At 33.8% G+C, this 20,621-nt stretch carries 17 protein-coding genes, 1 tRNA gene and 1 pseudogene; 16 read left to right on the top strand and 3 right to left on the bottom strand.

Going from position 1 to position 20,621, the window contains the following annotated elements; genetic code table 11:
* Positions 1–22 precede the first annotated feature (22 nt).
* A complete protein-coding gene (locus Q3907_RS05365; protein WP_295560361.1) occupies positions 23–511 on the bottom strand; it encodes a DUF1836 domain-containing protein in 489 nt (162 codons plus the stop codon).
* A gap of 112 nt (positions 512–623) precedes the next feature.
* Here Q3907_RS05365 and Q3907_RS05360 point away from each other — a divergent pair, with 112 nt between their 5' ends.
* Positions 624–1,469, top strand: coding sequence for a DegV family protein (locus tag Q3907_RS05360; RefSeq protein WP_301897578.1), 846 nt, complete (start codon positions 624–626; stop codon positions 1,467–1,469).
* Between the two features lie 44 nt (positions 1,470–1,513).
* Here Q3907_RS05360 and Q3907_RS05355 read toward each other — a convergent pair whose 3' ends face one another.
* A complete protein-coding gene (locus Q3907_RS05355) occupies positions 1,514–3,040 on the bottom strand; it encodes an L-lactate permease (protein ID WP_301897577.1) in 1,527 nt (508 codons plus the stop codon).
* 247 nt (positions 3,041–3,287) lie between these two features.
* On the opposite strand from Q3907_RS05355, the gene mraZ reads away from it, so the two are divergent.
* The 9 genes and pseudogenes from mraZ to ftsZ all read left to right on the top strand — a co-directional run.
* Positions 3,288–3,719: a division/cell wall cluster transcriptional repressor MraZ gene (gene mraZ / locus Q3907_RS05350; RefSeq protein WP_117571731.1), complete on the top strand. Its 432-nt coding sequence runs from the start codon at positions 3,288–3,290 to the stop codon at positions 3,717–3,719.
* Positions 3,720–3,725: 6 nt separating this feature from the next.
* Entirely contained in the window at positions 3,726–4,652 is a 927-nt protein-coding gene (gene rsmH / locus Q3907_RS05345; RefSeq protein ID WP_301897576.1) for a 16S rRNA (cytosine(1402)-N(4))-methyltransferase RsmH, read from the top strand.
* 5 nt (positions 4,653–4,657) lie between these two features.
* The gene (locus tag Q3907_RS05340; RefSeq protein WP_295560368.1) at positions 4,658–4,933 is read left to right on the top strand and encodes a hypothetical protein; all 276 of its coding nucleotides are present in this window, start codon (positions 4,658–4,660) and stop codon (positions 4,931–4,933) included.
* Between the two features lie 18 nt (positions 4,934–4,951).
* Entirely contained in the window at positions 4,952–7,144 is a 2,193-nt protein-coding gene (locus Q3907_RS05335; protein ID WP_301897575.1) for a penicillin-binding protein, read from the top strand.
* A gap of 102 nt (positions 7,145–7,246) precedes the next feature.
* Positions 7,247–8,665: an amino acid permease gene (locus tag Q3907_RS05330; protein ID WP_295644319.1), complete on the top strand. Its 1,419-nt coding sequence runs from the start codon at positions 7,247–7,249 to the stop codon at positions 8,663–8,665.
* 58 nt (positions 8,666–8,723) lie between these two features.
* Complete coding sequence (locus Q3907_RS05325) at positions 8,724–10,046, top strand: M18 family aminopeptidase (RefSeq protein ID WP_301897574.1); 1,323 nt, start codon at positions 8,724–8,726, stop codon at positions 10,044–10,046.
* Complete coding sequence (locus Q3907_RS05320) at positions 10,031–10,579, top strand: hypothetical protein (RefSeq protein ID WP_301897573.1); 549 nt, start codon at positions 10,031–10,033, stop codon at positions 10,577–10,579. The genes Q3907_RS05325 and Q3907_RS05320 overlap by 16 nt, the downstream gene beginning before the upstream one ends.
* A gap of 126 nt (positions 10,580–10,705) precedes the next feature.
* Positions 10,706–11,965 carry a hypothetical protein gene (locus Q3907_RS05315; RefSeq protein ID WP_295644326.1) on the top strand — a complete coding sequence of 420 codons (1,260 nt, stop codon included), beginning with the start codon at positions 10,706–10,708 and terminating at the stop codon, positions 11,963–11,965.
* A gap of 16 nt (positions 11,966–11,981) precedes the next feature.
* A pseudogene (gene ftsZ, locus Q3907_RS05310) lies at positions 11,982–13,094 on the top strand (cell division protein FtsZ); the annotation flags it as partial.
* An 86-nt stretch (positions 13,095–13,180) separates the two neighbouring features.
* Here ftsZ and Q3907_RS05305 read toward each other — a convergent pair.
* Positions 13,181–13,256 (bottom strand) — tRNA-Gln (locus Q3907_RS05305).
* A 191-nt stretch (positions 13,257–13,447) separates the two neighbouring features.
* Between Q3907_RS05305 and Q3907_RS05300 the strand changes: the two genes are divergently transcribed.
* The 6 genes from Q3907_RS05300 to gltX all read left to right on the top strand — a co-directional run.
* Positions 13,448–15,673: a SpaA isopeptide-forming pilin-related protein gene (locus tag Q3907_RS05300; protein WP_301897572.1), complete on the top strand. Its 2,226-nt coding sequence runs from the start codon at positions 13,448–13,450 to the stop codon at positions 15,671–15,673.
* Positions 15,670–17,241, top strand: coding sequence for a SpaA isopeptide-forming pilin-related protein (locus tag Q3907_RS05295; RefSeq protein ID WP_301897571.1), 1,572 nt, complete (start codon positions 15,670–15,672; stop codon positions 17,239–17,241). The genes Q3907_RS05300 and Q3907_RS05295 overlap by 4 nt, the downstream gene beginning before the upstream one ends.
* Positions 17,213–17,965: a class C sortase gene (locus Q3907_RS05290; RefSeq protein ID WP_301897570.1), complete on the top strand. Its 753-nt coding sequence runs from the start codon at positions 17,213–17,215 to the stop codon at positions 17,963–17,965. Before Q3907_RS05295 ends, Q3907_RS05290 begins: the two co-directional genes overlap by 29 nt.
* The gene (locus Q3907_RS05285; RefSeq protein ID WP_301897569.1) at positions 17,965–18,828 is read left to right on the top strand and encodes a hypothetical protein; all 864 of its coding nucleotides are present in this window, start codon (positions 17,965–17,967) and stop codon (positions 18,826–18,828) included. Before Q3907_RS05290 ends, Q3907_RS05285 begins: the two co-directional genes overlap by 1 nt.
* Positions 18,829–18,861: 33 nt before the next feature.
* The gene (locus Q3907_RS05280) at positions 18,862–19,116 is read left to right on the top strand and encodes a GIY-YIG nuclease family protein (RefSeq protein ID WP_301897568.1); all 255 of its coding nucleotides are present in this window, start codon (positions 18,862–18,864) and stop codon (positions 19,114–19,116) included.
* Positions 19,117–19,168: 52 nt separating this feature from the next.
* Positions 19,169–20,621: glutamate--tRNA ligase (gltX, locus tag Q3907_RS05275; protein WP_301897567.1), on the top strand; the 1,453-nt coding region annotated here is incomplete at its 3' end.

Below are 20,621 nucleotides of genomic sequence, written 5' to 3'. Positions count from 1 at the left end.
ACAAAAAAATAGAGATTTCTCTCTATTCTTGTTCGTATTTTTTTAGAGTGTATTCAGTATGCATCTTATAGATGATGCATTGAATGACATTATCCATGAGTTCTTGTTCATGGTTAGTGTTTTCAAATTCGATGGTATTACGATTATTTTCAAAAACGTCATTTAATGAATCTTCAAATCGCGATATAAATAAGTCATAGGCTTGTTCAATGGTTGAATCTTTCATATTTGTATAAATATGAAGTAAAGATGTGATTTGTTGCATAGAATAACATCTTTTTAGAATGGTTAAAACTAAAAAGTAAGCTAAATGACTTTTTGTATAATGCTTTTTTACGGGAGGATGAACAATACCTGTTTTGACATAGTTGTTGATCATAGATTTTGTGATGAACTTTTCATCATAGAAATAGGTATCTTTTAATTTGTCATTCATATAAGTAATGACTTGATCCATGTAGAGTTCAATTTCAGGTAAGTCGTTCCATCTAGGAAATGTATAATTTTTCATGATTATAGTGTAACATAAAATAAATTGTTACACAATCTAGAAATTAATACTAGATGTATTGACTTATTGTTATATCTATATTATTGTTTATCTAAAGAGAGGTAAAAAAAGAATGATTCATATTATTTCTGATTCGTCGACTTTATATTCGATTGAATCGGCAAAGAAAAAAGGGTTGTCGATTGTTCCTTTGAATATTACTGTTGATTCACAAACATATCGAGATTTTGAGGATATCACGAGTACACAATTATTAACGATGATTGAAGAGCACAAGATTCCAAAAACATCACAGCCAAGTCTAGGTGAAAAGATAGACTTATATAATGAATTGACTAAAGATGGAGATGAAGTCATTGATATCGCAATGGCATCTGGACTTAGTGGTACGTATCAAACGGCTATGATGGCTAAAAATTCTTGTGACAATCCAGATTTAGTTCATGTAGTAGATTCACAAACATTATGTGGACCACATCGTTTAATGGTGGATACGGCTTTAGAAATGGCAAATAATGGGGCAAAGGCCAAGGAAATCGTAAAGATGATCGTACAAAGTCGTATGCAGGAAGAGTCATATCTTGTTCCTGTTGATTTTCAATTCTTAGTTCGTGGTGGAAGAATCAAAGGGTTAGCTGCTACTTTGGGTGGCGCATTAAAATTAATTCCAATATTGAAAAAAGGCGTAGATGGCATGGGCTTAGACAAGTTTGGTGTCAGTCGTACCTATAAAAAAGCTGTCAATATGGTGGTTGAAAATTTTAAAAATAATGGTTTTGATTCAAATTATACTTTCTACATTTCGCATGCCTTTAATGAAGAATTGGCAATGATGTTTGAAAAGAAGATCAATGAAACTTTTGAAGGCGCAAAAGTTGTGATTTATCCTTTATCTCCTGCATTTATTACGCAGGGCGGTCCTGGATGTGTAGCTGTACAGGCAATAAAAATGGCTTAGGAAATTTCCTAAGCCATGTTTTTTTTCTCTTTTCTTTACTTATTTTAGAATACTATTTGACCAAAGTAAGCTATAAAACTCATTGCGATAATAAAGGCGAGCCCATATGGTAAGATTTTTGATAATAGTTTCGAATCTTGTCCTTGACCATCCACACTGCTAAGTGCAATTGCGATGGATTGTGGTGATAACATTTTACCAGCCGCAACTCCTAATGAGTTTAATGCGACGATCCAATAAGGATTGGCATTTAAACTTTGAGCAGCACTTTCTTGTACTGCGCCAAACAATACACCTGAACTTGTTCCTGAACCAGTTACAAATGTTCCTAGACATCCGATCCATGGAGCAAAGAATGGATAGAAACTTCCAGTAACAGCAATCGCAAAGGATGCGATAGAAGCAATCATACCTGCATATCCCATGATTTTCGCACATCCTAGTACACATAACATAGTGATAATGGTTTGTGACATTTGTTTAAGGGTTGCGACAAATACCACTTTAAAATCTCTAAATGTAGCTTTTTGGATTAGACCACCCAAAATAGCAGATAAGAAGATCCATACGCCGGGAGTATTGATCCATGTAAATGTCATTGTACTTGGGTTTTCACCAGTATAAATTATTGCATTTGAAGCAAATTGTGACAAATATGTATTGATTGGGGTAACTAATTTGGATGTTGATAATAAGAAAATAAAGATAAAGATAAATGGAGACCAAGCTGTTAATGCTTTTTTAATTGTGATTTTTTCATTCGATTCTAATTTCATTTCATATTCTGGATTTGGTTTTACTTTAGAACCCAAAAGAATTGTACATAATAATGAACAAACACTTCCCACAACAACACAAAGTTCAGCGCCTACAAATTTAGCAACTATCATTTGTGGAATTAGAAAACTTAAGCCTGATAGTAAAGTTACAGCCGTAACACCTTTTAATGCCTTCACACCTTTTCCTGTCACCATTACGATCAAAAATGGACATAATAACATAAATGGTGCTAATTGAAGTGTTTGCGTAAATGCAAGTTGTGCATTTTCAAGTCCAACTAAATTAGCCAAAGTGACTGTTGGAATGCCGATGGAACCAAATGGAGTTGGAACACCGTTGGCAATCAAGCAGACTAAGCATGAAAATAATGGTTCAAAACCTAAAGCTACAAGCATACTTGCAGGGATGGCAATTGCAGTTCCAAAACCGGCCATACCTTCCATAAATCCCCCAAAACACCATGCAACAAGTAATACTAAAATTCTTTTGTCGCTAGAAACACTAGTAATCATTTGTTTGATAACTTCCATGCCACGTGTTCTTAAAGATAAGTTGTATGTAAATACGGCTGCGATAATGACAACAATGATTGGCCATAGTGCCATCAAGAAACCTTCGCAAGCAGCACTTATTGTATTTAGAAAACTTTGGTGCCAAATTGCAACAGATAATAGTGCAGAAATAATTAAAGAACCAAAAGCAGCTTTATATGTGGGCCATCCAAGTACGGTTAACGCAAATATTAGCCATAAAATGGGACAAAGCCCCAAAATAAAATATAAAAAATTCATATCCTCTCTCCCTTGTACGTTCGAATTATATCAGAGTGTATATGTTTGTCAAAAGAAAATCGCTAAAAATAGGCATGTAAGCGTAATCAAACAACAATTGAGGATTAAATATGTGGTTATTATTTGAATAACTAAGGAGTTAAAAAAATAGTACAATTTTTGACAATCTTGTGGCCTTTTTTTATTAAATGATGTATTATAGTGGTACAAAGTAGCATATTGTGTCATAGAGTGGGGGTGAAGACACATGTTCATGGGGGAATACGCGCATAACATAGATCGTAAGGGGCGATTGATTATGCCAGCAAAGTTTCGTGAGGAACTAGGTGAACATGTTGTCGTTAACCGAGGACTTGATGGATGCCTGTATGTATATACGGTAGAGCAGTGGCAGCAAGTGTATCAAAAGCTATCAACTTTGCCTTCGACAAATAAAGATGCGCGTATGTATCAGCGTATGATGTTGTCAAAAGCAGCAGAATGTGAAATGGATAGTCAAGGTCGAATTTTGATTCCATCCTCTTTAATTGCCTTGGCTGGACTTGAAAAAGAATGTTTGATTATAGGTGTAGCGAATCATTTGGAAATTTGGTCTAAAGAACGCTGGGAAGCTTTAGAAGAAGAGCAAAGTGCTTCTTTTGAAGAAGCTGCAGAACACTTATCAGAAATTATGGGGTAGTAATGAATGGAACATATTAGTGTATTATTGAATGAATCGATTGACATGCTACAGATAAAAGAAGATGGAATTTATGTAGATTGCACACTGGGCAGAGGGGGGCACAGTAGTGAAATCTTGAAACGTTTAACAAGCGGACATTTGTATGCGTTTGATTGTGATCAAAATGCGATTGATGAAAGTGCACCTCGGTTGCAGGCTATTGGCAATCATTTTACGTGCATTCATTCTCCCTTTGAAAATTTGAAGAGTGAATTGGCTAAACGTGGTGTATATGCTGTTGATGGGATCTTTATGGATCTTGGGGTATCAAGCCCACAGTTCGATGATGGTCAAAGAGGGTTTAGCTATCGAATGAACGCTCGTCTGGATATGCGTATGGATCAATCACAAGACTTAGATGCATATGGTGTAGTGAATACGTATGACAGAGAAGACTTGATTCGTATATTAAAACGTTATGGTGAAGAGCCTTTTGCTGTAAAAATTGCTGATAAAATCGTGAAAACTAGAGAAGTTGCTCCAATCGAAACAACATTTGAATTGGTAGATGTAATAAAATCTGCACTTCCAGCAGCTGTTTTAAGAAAAAAAGGGCATCCGGCAAAACAGACATTTCAGGCGATTCGTATTGAAGTTAATCATGAATTAGATCAATTAGAAACGGTTCTACAAGATGGTTTAACGTTGTTGAAACCACATGGAAGAATGGCAGTGATTACTTTCCATTCTTTAGAGGATCGTATTGTAAAAGAAATTTTTAAAGAGGTGGCCGTAGCAAAAAAAGTGAATAAAAGGCTGCCACAAGTGGGGACAGAAAATTTAGAATATCAACTGGTGAATCGAAAACCGGTTTTAGCAAGTAGTGAAGAATTAGAAAATAATAACAGAGCGCATAGCGCAAAATTAAGAGGGATAGAGAAGAAAGGATGATGCGTATGCAAAGGAAGTTTAATTTAACAAGGGCACTTGTTTTAACTTTGTTTGTATTATCATGGGTCTTCTACTTCGCATCAAAAACATATGTAAGTTCCGTGAATCTTTCACTTTCAGTTCAAGAAAGTGAATTGAGTAGTGAAATTGCACAAAAAGAACAAACCGTAGAAGAGCTCCAGAATGAAGTCAATACGTTACAGGAAAAGGGCAGATTGTTAGGAATGCTTGACAACGAAGTCTCAGATAATGAAAATAATATATATGTAATGAGTGACTAGATGGAGTGGTGATGTGTAATGTCGGTTCGTAAAAGTAATAAAGAACTATTTAAAATGATTCGAAGAATGACGTTAATTGGAACATTAGTGGTAGCTAATGTTCTTTTCACTATGGTGAGCCATAAGCATTTGTGGTCACAAAAAGATGTTTTGGATAAACGTATCGCATCAAGTATTGTAGAAAAAACGATTATAGCTAAAAGAGGAACGATATATGATCGAAATCATACTGTGATTGCTCAACAAACACAGTCTTATACAATTGTTGCTTATTTGGATACTGGTGTTATTGATGCGAATGGAAATCCAAATTATGTTAAGGATATAAAATCAACGGCTGAAAAATTAAAGAGTGTACTTGGTGATAATGTGAATGAAAAAACGTTGATCAAGATTATGAAATCAGCTAAAAAAGCTGGGAAATCACAAACAGAATTAGGTACAGGAACGAAGCGTATTAAAAAGAGTGTGATGAAGGAAATAAAAAAATTAAAACTTCCGGGCATTAGCTTTATTGATGCCGTGAGTCGTTATTATCCTACAACTCCATATTCGTCTAACTTAGTTGGATTTGCAGCATATGATGAAGATAAACAGTCGATTGAAGGAAAAATGGGACTTGAATTATCTTTAAATGAACTTTTAAAAGGAAAAAATGGTTCGGAACAATATCAGCAGACTGTTGATGGATCAAAACTTCCAGGTACAACAAAAGTGATTGAACAAGCTAAGAATGGAAATGATATTGTTTTGACATTGGATTCAAGTTTACAGGAAACAGTTGAAAGTCAGTTGCAGTCTACAATGGAGGATGAAAAAGCAAAATCAGCTTGGTGTCTTGTGATGGAAATTGAAACGGGTAAAATCTTAGCATGGGCAAGTTATCCAACGTTTGATCAAAATGAGCATAAAGAAATTCCAAGCTATCAAGACGCAATTTCTACAAGTACATATGAGCCTGGTTCCGTTATGAAACCATTTACTTATGCAGTTGCGATTGATACGAATGTGTATCCATACAACAAGACTTTTACGGCTTATCAATTCTGGTATAATTATGATCCAAATACAGGTAAGATTACGCGTATACCAAATGAGTCAAAAACTCCATATCCATATATTGCAGATGCACTTGATGAAGATTTTGGAACAATCACATTTGATCAAGGTTTAGCATTTTCAAGTAACGTAGGTATTTGTGAATTATTGGCAAATTATATAAATTACAATCAGTATTGTGATTATTTAGATAAATTCGGCTTCTTTCAAAAAGTGAATACGCCATATGTTGAGCAATCTTTGGGGGTTAAAAACGTTGGTTTACCAACTGATTATTTGTCGACAGGTTTTGGACAGGCAAGTTCAATTACAGTTTTACAATTATGTCAGGCATATACGGCAATTTTTAATGATGGAACAATGGTACGTCCATATGTTATTGATTCCATCGTAGATAGTGACACGTCTCAAGTGATAAAAAAGTATAAGAAAAAAGCGGTTGGAACGCCGATTTCAAGTCAGACGGCAAAAGAAGTTCAAGAATTGATGTCGCATGTTACGGATGATGGAGCGAGTGGTTCGCGTTTTAAAATTGATGGTGTAGATATGTTGATGAAAACGGGTACGGCCCAACTTTACAATGAAAATATTGGAAAATACGATCCGACGTATCATACTTCAAGTGTTATGGCGGCAGCTCCTGCAAATGATCCAAAAGTCATGGTGTATTATGGCTTGGTTTCAGGAAATATTACTTCATATTCAGCGGAACCATTTAAAAAAATTATGCGTGAAACTTTGCAGACATATGGTGTTTCAACAACACCAGCAAGTGATGCGCAAGATACGTATGAAACTTGGGAAAGTTATTCAATGCCAAGTCTAGTAAACCATACGATTGATTATGCGTACGAAAAAATGAATGGTAGAAATATTCATTTTGAAGTGATTGGGGATGGATCAAGTGTAACAAGTCAATATCCAGATGCGAAAGCTACAATCAATTCAAATGATCGTGTATTCGTCTTAACAAATGGAGCTAAGATTACAATGCCAAACATGACGGGTTGGACGCGTAAAGATCTAACTGTTTTCTGGCAATTGACGGGAATTAGTATTAAAACGAGTGGTTATGGTAAGGTTACAAGTCAAAATGTAGACGAAGGAACGACTATTTCTACGGATACAAAAATTGAGGTTACTTTAGAATAAGCGTCTATTATAGGCGTTTTTCTTTTGGCCATATAAATGAGAGTTGACAAAATCATTTTTATATATGAAAATTATATAAAAGTGAAAGAGGAGAGAGTAAAAATGAATGATTCACAAAAAATGAAGTGGTACACACTTGCGTTTATGTGCTTTTCTACGCTTTGGGGATTTGGAAACGTACTAAACGGATTTATGTACTTCAACGGAATTCAAGTAATCTTTTCTTGGATTTTGATGTTTGCGCTTTACTTCGTACCTTATGCATTAATGGTAGGTGAGTTAGGTTCTGCATTCAAAAATTCAGGTGGAGGTGTAAGTTCTTGGATTCACGAAACAACAGGTCCTAAAGCTGCATACTATGCAGGTTGGACTTATTGGGCATGTCACATTACGTACATTGCTTCAAAGGGTTCTGGTGGTTTAAAAGCATTAAGCTGGATGATCTTCCAAAACTCAGAAACTTATGCATCTTTTAACACAAAAGCTGTTCAGTTTGCGACATTGGCTGTATTATTACTATTCAGTTATGTAGCAAGTCGTGGTTTAAACCCATTGAAAAAAATGGCTACAATCGCTGGTTCAAGTATGTTTGTTATGAGTATTTTATATATCTTGATGATGTTTGCGGCTCCAGCTATCAATCCTAATGGTGGATATTTAGCCATGGATTTCAGCTTCAAAAACTTGATTCCAACATTTGACTGGAAATATTTCAGTTCATTGTCAATCTTAGTATTTGCGGTTGGTGGATGTGAAAAGATTTCACCTTATGTAAATAAAGTTGAAGATCCTTCAAGAGGTTTCCCTAAGAGTATGATTTTTGCAGCAATCATGGTTATCATTTGTGCTATTTTTGGTACAATCGCAATGGGTATGATGTTTGATCCAGCTGTAATCGATGCGAATTTTGACTCATACAATGCGAATGGTTCTTATTGGGCATTCCAAAGATTAGGTGAATACTATGGTATGGGTAATGTGTTGATGATTGTTTATGCAGCTTGTAACTGTATTGGACAATTCTCTACATTAGTCATTAGTATTGATGCGCCTTTACGAATGTTATTGGATAACGAAGATGCTCGTCAATATATTCCAACTAAGTTGTTACACAAAAATGATGCAGGTGCTTATTCAAATGGTATCATCATGGTTGATATTCTTGCAGGTGCAATCATCTTGGCTCAAGCTTTAGTTCCAAATGCTGATACAGTACTTCGTCAGTTGACTCAGTTAAACTCAGTAACAATGCCAATGCGTTACTTATGGGTATTCTTTGCTTATATTATGTTACGTAAGAAAACAGATGCTTTCCACCGTGACTATAAATTTGTGAAGAATAACACAGTAGCAATCGTATTTGGTGCATGGTGTTTTGTATTAACGGCTGCTTGCTGCTTACTAGGTATGTATAAAGCAGGGGATATGTATACTACAATCTTAAATATTATCACTCCAGTTGTATTAACAGCTTTAGGATTGATTTTACCAGCAATCAAGAAAAAAGAGGCAAAAAATTAATTTTGCCTTTTCTTCTTATTTGTGGATAATTATATATAGTTGAGGAGATGTTTTTATAATGAATACAGTAGAAATTTCAAATGAATTAATTCAATTTATTGAATCAAGTCCAAGTATGTTTCATTCAATTAAAACGATTCGTACTTATTTAGAAGAAGATGGATTTACTTATCTTCCAGAATCAAAGGCTTGGGATGTAAAGGCAGGAGGAAAGTATTACACAATTCGTAATCATTCAAGTTTGATTGCGTTTAAAGTGGGTAAAAATCTAGATTCATATCACTTCCAAATGTGTGCAAGCCACTCAGATTCGCCAACTTATAAAGTGAAAAATGTACCTGAACTTGAAGGACCTAAAGAATATCTACGTCTAGATGTTGAAGCTTATGGTGGTATGATCGATAATACATGGTTTGATCGTCCTTTAAGTGTTGCTGGTCGTGTGCTTGTAAGAAATGGTTCTAAAATTGAATCAAAATTATTATATATCGACAAAGATATCTTAATGATTCCTAATGTAGCAATTCACTTCAATCGTGAAGTAAATAATGGGTATAAATATAATCGTCAAATCGATTTGTGTCCAATGTTCTCTTGTGGTGCACTTAAAAAGGGTGCATTTGATAAGATGGTTGCAGATGAATTAGGCGTTAATGTCGAGGATATCTTAGGTAAAGATTTATTCTTGGTAAATCGTCAAAAAGGTTTGGTTTGGGGTTATGAAAATGAATTTGTTTCGAGTCCTAAATTAGATGATTTACAATGCGCATTCGTTTCATTAAAGGCTTTTATGGAAGCTGAAAATGATAAGAGTGTTAATGTATATTGCTGCTTTGACAATGAAGAAGTTGGATCAAACACAAAACAAGGTGCTATGTCTACTTTCTTAAAAGATGTATTGCACCGTATCAATAATGGTTTAGGTAAAACGGAAGAAGAGTATTATCAAGCTATTGCGAAAACTTTCTTAGTAAGTTGTGATAATGCACATGCATTGCATCCAAATCATCCTGAAAAAACAGATGCAGTAAATTATGTCACAATGAATGGTGGTATTGTCATTAAGGAAAGTGCAAACCAGAAATATACAACGGATGCGTTTAGCCGTGCGTTATTTACGGGGGTTTGTCAAAACGTAAATGTACCTGTTCAAAGCTTTGCGAACCGTAGTGATAGTGTTGGAGGTTCTACATTAGGTAACTTATCAAATACACAGGTTAGTATTCATGCGGTTGACTTTGGTCTAGCACAACTTGCCATGCATTCATGTTTTGAAACAGCAGGTGTTAAGGATACTGAATATGCGATTATCGCATTAAAAGAATTCTATGAAACAAATGTGCAGATCGATGAAGCTGAATCGGTATGTCTAGAGAAGTAATAGTTCAAAGAATAGAGAAGTCGGATTTGATCGATGCGAAAAAGGAATTGATGATTGAAATTGTCCAAAATAAAAAGGAGGATGATTTTGATAAGAAGATCGATCGTTTGTATCGTCAATTTTCTAAGAGTTCTTCTTTTAAAAAACATGCGGAAAAGATGGTTGTGCGTGATGATGAAAAGTTAAAAATTTGTAATATGATGCTTGTGATGAGTGTGACTTTAACTTTATTCTTTTTGAAGGCCGTCTTGTTTTCGAGTTATGTTGTTAATTTTAGCGTTGATGCAATTGTTGGTTGTCTAGCATTTGTATTTTCATTTATCAATATACGAACAAAGTATAGGACATTAAAGCGATATGATTTAGTTCGCGACTTTATCTATCTAGATATTTTATCTTTACTTCTATGTATATTATTTAAAATGTTTTTTCCGGTACAAGTGGATTTTTCGCTGATTATTCTATTGGTGGATTATTATTTGTGCAAAAAAAGATTTAAAGAAAAAGCATTTAAAATGTTGGAGGCAAATTAGCAAATTTATGGGGTATCACAATATGTGGTACTCCTATTTTGTCTCATTTGATTTTAAAAGACTAGCCTTCTATTTTTCTTTCATTTATGATATTATTGTTAAGTAGTATGTAAAAGGAGACGTCGAATGAGTAAGAAAAGAGTTTATGCGGCTATCGAAATTGCTGATCAAGAGATTCGTCTTATCGTTTTAGAGATATTTGAAGCTCGTTACAACGTTTTAAGAACAGAAAGAGTTGCTTGTTCAGGTGTAGATAAAAAACAAAAGATTGTCGATGAAAGTGCTATTGTTACAGCCATTCGTCAAGCTATAACGAATGCACAGGCAGCTTTAGGATACCGAATTGAGCGTGTATTATTGGCTGTTCCTAGTGTAAATGTAATGCGCAGTTCACAAAAGGTACGTGTGCAGATTGAAGATGGAACAAAGAATATTCGTTTATTCCATATTCAGCAAGGATATAAAAATGCGATTCAAAAACGATTGAATGAAGATGTAGAATTCGTAAATGCGAATAAAGTAACTTATGAAGTGAATGGTACGGTAAGTCAAAAGCTTCCATTGAATGAAGAATGTGAAGAATTCATTATGGATGTAGATTTATTGTATGCGGATAAGGAAACGATTTATTCGTATGCTCGTTGTGTTGAACAGGCAAATCTTGAAATCTTGGATCTATGTTTAGATTCATTTGCGATTGGTCAAGAAACTGCGGCTTTAGCACAAAGTACGGAAAGAGTTACAATTCAAGTTGATTTGGAACAAAATCATTCTACTCTAGCTTTATTTAGCACGGGTCGTTTGATGACTTGTACAACATTGGATTATGGATACTTATGGTTCATTGAAGATATCCAAAGAAAATATAAGTTGAGTAATGATGTATGTTACAGATTATTGCAAAATATTTTCTCGGGTCAAGAAGATGAAAATAGTGATGTGATCGTTTATATTGAACAAAGAGAAGATATGCGAGTTGAGATTACAGCAAATGAACTTGCGAAAGCTTGTTTACCTCGTATTCGTCAATGGATTGCAGCTGTTAATGATGCATGTTTACCAATTGTTCGCCAAGGTAAATCAAGATATGTCATTACTGGACAAGGAAGTAATATTCCAGTATTGAAGGATTTGGATAAATCTTTTAATGCGAGTGCAATGATTTATCAGGAACAAGCTATTGGTGCTAGAGATGGCGCATTTGTATGTGGCTTAGGTATGGCTTATGCATGGCAAGATATTAATCGTATTCACCACGATGATCGAATCAGTGCTAATAATAATGAATTAGAAGCAAGTATTGATGCGATCAATCAAAAGGCATCTGCTGGTGAAGGTGGATTTACGAAGAAGTTAAAGAATGCTATTTTAGCGGAAGAAGAATAAAAAGAGAGGAAAATATTATATGACTGAATTTAATCAAGTAGCAAATATTAAAGTATTTGGTGTTGGTGGTGGTGGATCCAATGCCGTTAATCGTATGGTTGCTGATGGTGTTAAAGGTGTTGATTTCTATATCTGTAACACAGATGTACAGGTAATGAAAAATTCTCCTTGCGATAATAAAATCGTTTTAGGAAAAGAAACTACAAAAGGTTTAGGAGCTGGAGGAAATCCAGAATATGGACGTAAAGCTGCTGAAGAAAGTGAAGCAGAAATTCGCGAATCTGTAAAAGGTAGCGATATGGTGTTCATTACTGCCGGTATGGGTGGTGGAACAGGTACTGGTGCTGCTCCATTAATCGCAAAAATTTCTAAAGAAGAAGGAGCTTTAACAGTAGCAGTTGTAACTCGTCCATTCACTTTTGAAGGTCGTCGTCGTGCAAATAATGCTAAAGATGGTATTGAAGAATTAAAGAAATATGTTGATTCATTGATTATCGTTTCAAATGACAACTTATTAGATGTTATTGGACGTAAACCAATTGAAGAAGCATTCCAAGCTGCAGATAATGTGTTACGTCAAGGTGTTCAGACAATTTCTGATTTAATTGCTGTTCCAGCATTGGTTAACTTAGACTTTGCAGACGTTCGTAGTGTAATGCAAAATCAAGGCCGTGCATTAATTGGTATTGGTATGGCTGAAGGTGAAGATAAAGCTATTTCTGCTGCAGAAAAAGCTATTCAATCACCATTATTGGAAGCACAAATTTCTGGTGCTAAATCTGCTATCGTAAACATCACTGGTGGTGACAAAGTTAGCTTATTTGATGCACAAAATGCTGTATCTGTAATTCAAGATGCAGCTGGTGGAGATGTTGACTGTATTTTCGGTATTGCAATCAATGAACAATTAGGGGATGCAATCATTGTAACTGTAATTGCTACAGGATTTGAAGAACCAAAAGAAAAACAACGTAAAAGACGTTCAGAACCTGTTATTAAACAAGTTGCAAACGATACTTTGTTCACTGAACCAAAAATTCAATCTCCTGTAAATCCAGGGGTTGTAACTAGTGTTGAATCTAACACAAATGATGATGAACAAATTCCAAATTTCTTCTTCAATCGTTAATGAAATTATTTAGAGAGCTTAGGCTCTCTTTTTTTTGCTTTAAAAATGGCAAAAAAAAACAGAGAATTTCTTCTCTGTAATAGGCATGGCTGGGGTACTTGGATTCGAACCAAGGAAATGTCAGATTCAGAGTCTGATGCCTTACCGCTTGGCTATACCCCAATGTGCCTATTTATAATACACTATTGGTTATTTTTTTACAAGTGTTTTTTTATCTAAAACACTTGTTTTTTGGTGTTTTAGATCAGATAGGTTCAATCGAAAAAAATTGAGCTCAGTTAATGTCTTTTTCACATTGGGTTGTCAAAATTATAGGTGAGAAGAAAAGAGTATATAAATGAGGGGGTGAAATGATGAAAAAGAGAATTTATATATGTATGAGTATTCTTATGGTATTTCTTCTTTCTTTAACAATGGTAAATGCAAGTGAGCCTATAACGTATCGACTTACTGATGTGGAAATGGAGATGATGAATGAATATAAGAAGGGAAATATCAATACGCCTGAATTTATTCAAATGCGCAAACAAAAAGCTGAGAAAAATGGTTTGTTAGACTATTGTGATGAGAACTACTTTCTAGAAGAATCTTTTTATGATTGCTACGCAGATGCCTATCTAATGAAGAATGGCTTGATTATTTTAGATCGATATAGTGCAGGATTTGATTCAAGTTCAAATTATGTTATGGCAAGAACAAGCAGTGTAACAAATGTTTTTCACCATCGATATACAGATAGAAATGGTTATTATATAACTAATTGTTATTATCAATTATCGAATGGGTATCATGCTTTTTGTGCCGAAGGATTGTATGCTAATCCAACAAGTGGTAGTCAAACATCCGATCCTTATTTAGTCAATAATGCGAATCTTAAAAAATGTTTGTATTACGGCTATGGGGGTCCAGGTGATCTATTGACATCTCGTTATGGAGCAAGTGGTGCCATTGTTTTGACAGATGAATTAGTTTCAAATGCATATTCAAACAATTGTATTAGTTATGCCAACAACAATGGTTATCATTGGAGAACAACAGTGAGTGGTTTATGGAATGAGATCGTTTCTAAACCAGAACCTAGTAATTATGATGTATATATGGTTGATGTACAAGGACAAGCCTATAACTGGCAAGGAGTAGTTACGCCTATTCAAAAACTAGCTTATGGAATCAACTCACCAAAAGGAAGTGTTCAACTCAAAAAAGCAAGTCAACTTCAGAATGTGAGTTCAAACAATGCATCTTATACATTCAAAGATGCTAAGTATGGGTTATATAGTGATGAAGGGTGTACAAATAAAATAGCCGATTTTACAATGGATGAAAATGGTTATTCCAATGTGGTTTCGGATTTATCTTTAAAAACTTATTATGTTTATGAAGAAAATGCTCCTAAAGGATATGCCAAAGATAGTACAGTTTATCCAGTGAATATCCAAGATAGTCAACTTGTAAGTATAAGTGTTACAGATATACCGCAAACAAATCTTGTTGATTTGATTCTTCAAAAGAAAGATAAAGAAACAAAGAAGAGTAATGCGTCTTTAAAGGATGCACAATATATTTTCAAGTTTTATGATAAAGATCCTAAAACAGAGGGGATATTGCCATTGAAAACTTGGACAATGAAGACGGATGAAAAGGGTCAAATCTTTATGAAGGATGAATATAAAGTATCTGGAGATGATTTTTATAGAGATTTAGATGGTAATATCTGTCTTCCACTAGGAACGATTACTGTACAAGAACTTATTCCTCCACAAGGATACATTTTAGATTCAACTGTATTTGTTCAAAAAATTGAATCTAAGAACAATGATGTAGTTCATTTGAATTGTTTCAAAACATTTGAAGTGTTCGATCAAGTGAATCGTCTGAAGTTAGTAAAAGTACAGGAAAATACGAATATTCCTTTGTCGAATGTGACATTTAAACATTGGATCAATGAATCGACATATATTGGTCAAAAAACCACAAATGAGAAAGGCGAAATTGAACTTGTGGCTCTTTCAAAAGGAAAACATAAGCTTCAAGAATTTAAAACAATGGATGGATATGTTCTAGATGTAAAGCCAATTGAGTTTGAGGTGTTAGAAGATGGAACGATTTCAGGTGTTGATTCTTTAATTCGATTTGAAAATAAAGTAAAACCTTTTACGCTAAAGATTCAAAAGAAAAATGATAAAAATGAACTTTTAGATGGAGCTGTATTTGGCTTGTTTAAAGATGAAGAATGTAAAGAATGTATTGAAGAAAAAACAACAGAAAATGGTATTGTTGAATTTGATGAATTAAAAAATTTAAAGACATATTTTGTCAAGGAAGTAAAAGCACCTGCTGGATATCAAAGAAATAAGCAGATTTATCGTTTAAGTACAGATTTTGTTCCTGCCATTGGACAATATGATGTGTATATAAATCATGAAAAAATTGATGGATTGTATGTAGATGAAAAAGTAAATATGGAATTTGAGAATCAAAGAATGGTTAAACTTCCACATACAGGTTCAAGTCAAACTTTATTATTTTCTGTATTGGGATTTTTGATTATGTATAAAACACTAAAGGAGAAAGAATGAAAAAAAGAAATTTAATATATACTGGACTTTTAATGTTGTCGATGTTGACAACACCGGTGTATGCAGCAGATAAAAATTTTAATGTTATGAATGGAGTGTGTTTCTTTAATGAAGGGGATGCGAGTATTACCATTCAGGCAAATACAAATCAGTCAATGAAAGGGAAAATATTTCGCATGTATCGGTTATTTGATGTAGAAGTGGCAGGTGATAATTCATCAATTAGCTATACATTAAATCCAGTATATGCCACAAAGATAAAGACAATCGTAGGAGAAAAAATAGGTAAGGCTGCTGATGAACAAGATGTGCTTGACTACATGCGATCATTGAATAACACATCGAATCAAAGTGAATATCGAACTTTTGTGGAGGCTATTCAAAAGGCTGTTGAAAGCTTAGATGCAGTTGTGATTCATGTGGATAGTACAGATGAGAGTGGAAATATTACTTTTGATAAATTACGCTATGGTTATTATTTGATTGATGAAGTGACAAGTGTATCCAATATACATGGGGCTGCTTCATTAACGATGGTTAATACTGCCAATCCAAATGTGACGATGAACATCAAATCTGATTATCCAAGTGTAGTTAAAAAAATTTTTGAAGATGATAATTCTGTTGGGTGGAATGATATTGGAGATTTTGAAATTAATCAAGACATCCAATACAAATATGAATCTAGAATACCGGATATGAGTGGTTATAGTACGTATTTTTATGAATTTGAAGATGAAATGGATCCATGTTTAACCTTGAAAGAAGAGAGTGTTAAGTTACGAATCAAAAATCAAGTTGTTGCCAAAGATAAGTATACTTTCACAAAGACGACGAATGGATTTAAAATTACATTTAATGATTTAAAACAATTTGAAAATATCAATAAAGATGATCCTATTGAATTCTCGTATTCTGCCTTTTTAAATGAGAATGCATCAAAAAAAATGTCGAAAGCTGGATATGAAAATAAAGTTTGTTTACATTTTTCAAATGATCCTCAAAATGATTCAAAAGGTAAAACACCTTGGGATAGTGTAGTATGTTACACGTATCGATTGAATGGTTTAAAGTCGAATGAAAAAAATGTAAAGTTACAAGGAGCAACTTTTAAGTTGTATCGTGATTCGAAGTTGCAAGATCAAGTGAAATTGAAAAAGAATGGAAATGGATATGTTGTTTCAAGTGATGTTAGTGAAGATGTTGTATCCAATGAAAAGGGTATTTTTGAAATCTATGGATTGGATCAAGGAACCTATTATTTAAAGGAAACAAAAGCGCCTGAAGGATATCAAATGTTAAGAGAGGCTGTTGAGATAAAAATAACGCCAACATTTATTGAAAATCGCAATAATTATCGTTCTAATTCAGATGGTTTGATCAATTTGGAGGCTTCTAGCTTTGATAAAGCATTAAACGCAAGTTATACTGATGCAACTATCGCATTAAAGGTAATTAACCAAACAGGTACTAAGCTTCCAATAACAGGTTCAATGGGAACATTGGCATGTGTAGTTACAGGAGTCGGAATTATGGTGTATGTATATAAAAAGAAAAAGGAAGAATAATATTTTATTTTTCCTAGGTTTTTTACTATGTGTATTACCAACGATTTTAAATTTAGTTTTTCAAAATCATACGCAAAATATGATTTCAAGTTTCTATCTTGAAGAGAATATGACAGAGGATAATTTATTGAATGATGAGTATTCTAAAGCATTGAAATACAATGAGAATTTATTTCTTGGAATGGAAAAAGAAGATTATGACACAATTTTAAATTATGCTTCAACACAAATCATGGCCACTATCCAGATTCCAGTTATTGATGTTGATCTAGCCATTTATCATGGTACAAGTGATGAAGTATTGAATCGTGGAATTGGTCATTTTGAATTTTCTTCACTTCCTTCAGGAGGCAAAAATAGTCATTGTATATTAACAGGACATCGCGGCTTGCCTAATGCGAAGCTCTTTACACGTTTAGATGAATTGAAGAAAAAAGATCGAATTTATATTCATATTTGTAAGAAGACATTGACCTATGAAGTTGTGGATTGTTTTGTGGTCGAGCCAGAAGAAATATTAAATATGGGTATTGAAAAGAATCGAGATTTATTAAGCTTAGTGACATGTACACCGTATGGTATTAACACGAAAAGATTGGTTGTTCAAGCAAAGCGAATTTATCCTAAAAAGCAACAAAAGCCAAGAAAATCGTATTCTATACGAGAAGTGATGTTTTTAATTTTTCCTGTTATATTCTTGATTATTTTTAAGGTGGTGAAATAGTGAAAAAAATTGCTTTATTTATAGTTATGTTGTTTTCATGCATAATACCAGTACAAGCTAGCACAAATGCTTCTATCACAATTGAATTACAGGATTCTATCGATAATCTATCAAAGGAAAATGTGGAGTTTGAAATTGTGCAAGTTGCCAAGTATGAAGATGGCTATTATGTTTTAAATGAAGAATTTCAAGATTTAAATGTAGATTTAAACAAAGAATTAAAGGCAGAACAAATTGAAGAATTGTGTAATGTGATCAAAAAGAAAAGTGTTGAAGGAGTCAAAGTTAAAACGAATCAAGAGGGTATTGTCAAAATATCGAATGTAGAAAAGGGAATGTATTTTATTGATCCTATAGATATAAGTGAATATGACAATATTTCGAGTATGTTAGTCAGTGTTCCTGAATGGGAAATGAATGAACTTATTTATGATGTAGTGGTATATCCTAAGCATAGTCCTTTTGAAAAATTCATTCTAAAAAAAGTGGATAAAGATACGAAACATGAAATTCTAGATTTGTTTGAGTTTACAAGTTACAAAGACGCTGATTGTAAGGAAAAAATAAAATCTTATAAAGGAAATGGGACAATTTCGATTTTGATGCGTGATCAAATTATGTATCTTAAGGAAACAAAGGCGCCAAAAGGTTATGTGCTATCGAATCGTGTGATTTGTGTAGAAATGAAAGATGGCGCATTGTATGTTGATGGTAAGAAATTAGATTCAAATGTATTTGAGTTTGAAAACAAAAAGAATCATGTTCCTACAGGGATTGAATATCATGGAAATATCTATGTGACTATGTCTTTAATTGCACTTGTGATTATTTTACATATCATTAATAAGAAACTTAGAAAGTAAGGCATTGCCTTACTTTTGTGCTAATATAGTCATATGGACAAGAAAGCATATGTATATATATTAGAGTGTAGTGATGCCACATATTATACGGGTTACACAACAAATGTTAAGAATCGTTTAAAAACGCATAATTTGGGCAAGGGTGCAAAATATACTCGTACTAGAAGGCCTTGCAAATTGGTATATGTCAAGGAGTGTGATTCAAAGTCTTCGGCGATGAAGTTAGAATATAGAATCAAACAAATGTCTCGAAAAGAAAAGGGGGACTTGATTCAAGGCAAATATTGAAAGAAATGTCGTTTCGTATTATTATAATAAGAGCGAAAGGATGATATAAACTATGAATAAAACTAGAACTCGTTTTGCGCCGAGTCCAACTGGATATATGCACATTGGAAATTTGCGTACAGCTTTATTTGAATTTTTAATTGCCAAACACGAAGGTGGCGACTTCTTATTACGTATTGAGGATACTGACCAAGAGCGTAAAGTGGAAGGTGCTGTAGATGTTATTTATAAAACTCTAAAAGAGTGCGGTTTAAACTGGGATGAAGGACCAGATATTGGTGGAGATTTTGGGCCTTATGTTCAAAGTGAACGTTTACCTATGTACAAAGGGTATGCTGAAGAATTGATTAAATTAGGTGGAGCTCACTATTGTTTCTGTAGTGAAGAGGAAATTGAAGCTCAAAGAAAAGAAGCTGAAAGCTTAGGCATTTCTTTTAAGTTCAATGATCCTTGTAAGCATTTATCTGCTGAAGAAGTTCAAGCTAAATTAGATGCTGGTGAACCTTATGTAATTCGTCAAACTATCAAAAATGTTGGCGAAACATATTTTGATGATGAAGTTTATGGTCGTATTGAAGTGGATGGAGATGTTTTAGATGAACAAATCTTGATTAAATCTGATGGATATCCAACATACAACTTTGCGAATATCATTGACGATCACCAAATGCAGATTTCTCACGTCGTTCGTGGAAATGAATATTTATCAAGTACACCAAAATACAACTTGATCTATGATGCATATGGATGGGATAGACCTACATATGTACACGTACCTCCAGTAATGAAGGATGAACACCACAAATTATCAAAACGTAATGGAGATGCTTCTTTCCAAGATTTAGTTGCGAAAGGATATTTACCAGATGCGATCATGAACTATATCGCATTACTTGGTTGGGCTCCAGAAACTGAACAAGAAATCTATACATTAGATGAATTAATCAAAGTATTTAATATTCACCGTATTTCAAAATCACCAGCTATTTTCGATATTGATAAATTGACTTGGATGAATGGTGTATATTTAAGAAATATGGATGAAGAAACTTATTATGAAACAGTTCGTCCATACTTAGAAAAAGCGGTTCATGGACCATACAACTTAAAGGAAATCGCAAAAATCATTCAACCACGTATTGATATTTTGAATCAAATTGAAGAAAGTGTTGATTTCTTTGACACATTAGTAGATTATGATTTAGAGATGTATCGTCATAAGAAGATGAAGACAACTCCAGAAGTTGCCTTAAAAGCTTTAAAAGCTAGTAAGACAGCTTTAGAAGCATTTGACCAATGGGATAGTATGGAAGCTTTACATGATTGTTTATTGGCTCTTCCAAAAGAATTAGAAATGAAGAACGGACAGGTTTTATGGCCAGTTCGTACAGCCATTTCTGGTAAACAATTTACTCCAGGTGGAGCTATTGAAATTGCGTTTATCTTAGGTAAAGATGAAACGTTACGTCGTATCCAAGTGGGTATTGATCGATTAAGTGAAATCG

Source organism: uncultured Holdemanella sp. (assembly GCF_958348295.1).
Taxonomy (GTDB): domain Bacteria; phylum Bacillota_I; class Bacilli_A; order Erysipelotrichales; family Erysipelotrichaceae; genus Holdemanella.
The sequence above is the reverse complement of the archived record's forward strand: the minus strand, read 5'-3'. Positions and strand labels throughout refer to the sequence as shown.

Bases quoted from the DNA above. Each gene is read 5' to 3' on its own strand.
- Q3907_RS05330 (WP_295644319.1), top strand. From the start codon at position 7,247: ATGAATGATTCACAAAAAATGAAGTGGTACACACTTGCGTTTATGTGC.
- Q3907_RS05325 (WP_301897574.1), top strand. From the start codon at position 8,724: ATGAATACAGTAGAAATTTCAAATGAATTAATTCAATTTATTGAATCA.
- Q3907_RS05320 (WP_301897573.1), top strand. From the start codon at position 10,031: ATGTCTAGAGAAGTAATAGTTCAAAGAATAGAGAAGTCGGATTTGATC.
- Q3907_RS05360 (WP_301897578.1), top strand. From the start codon at position 624: ATGATTCATATTATTTCTGATTCGTCGACTTTATATTCGATTGAATCG.
- Q3907_RS05365 (WP_295560361.1), bottom strand. From the start codon at position 511: ATGAAAAATTATACATTTCCTAGATGGAACGACTTACCTGAAATTGAA.
- mraZ (WP_117571731.1), top strand. From the start codon at position 3,288: ATGTTCATGGGGGAATACGCGCATAACATAGATCGTAAGGGGCGATTG.
- Q3907_RS05315 (WP_295644326.1), top strand. From the start codon at position 10,706: ATGAGTAAGAAAAGAGTTTATGCGGCTATCGAAATTGCTGATCAAGAG.
- Q3907_RS05300 (WP_301897572.1), top strand. From the start codon at position 13,448: ATGAAAAAGAGAATTTATATATGTATGAGTATTCTTATGGTATTTCTT.
- rsmH (WP_301897576.1), top strand. From the start codon at position 3,726: ATGGAACATATTAGTGTATTATTGAATGAATCGATTGACATGCTACAG.
- Q3907_RS05340 (WP_295560368.1), top strand. From the start codon at position 4,658: ATGCAAAGGAAGTTTAATTTAACAAGGGCACTTGTTTTAACTTTGTTT.
- Q3907_RS05280 (WP_301897568.1), top strand. From the start codon at position 18,862: ATGGACAAGAAAGCATATGTATATATATTAGAGTGTAGTGATGCCACA.
- Q3907_RS05290 (WP_301897570.1), top strand. From the start codon at position 17,213: ATGTATATAAAAAGAAAAAGGAAGAATAATATTTTATTTTTCCTAGGT.
- Q3907_RS05355 (WP_301897577.1), bottom strand. From the start codon at position 3,040: ATGAATTTTTTATATTTTATTTTGGGGCTTTGTCCCATTTTATGGCTA.
- Q3907_RS05295 (WP_301897571.1), top strand. From the start codon at position 15,670: ATGAAAAAAAGAAATTTAATATATACTGGACTTTTAATGTTGTCGATG.
- Q3907_RS05335 (WP_301897575.1), top strand. From the start codon at position 4,952: ATGTCGGTTCGTAAAAGTAATAAAGAACTATTTAAAATGATTCGAAGA.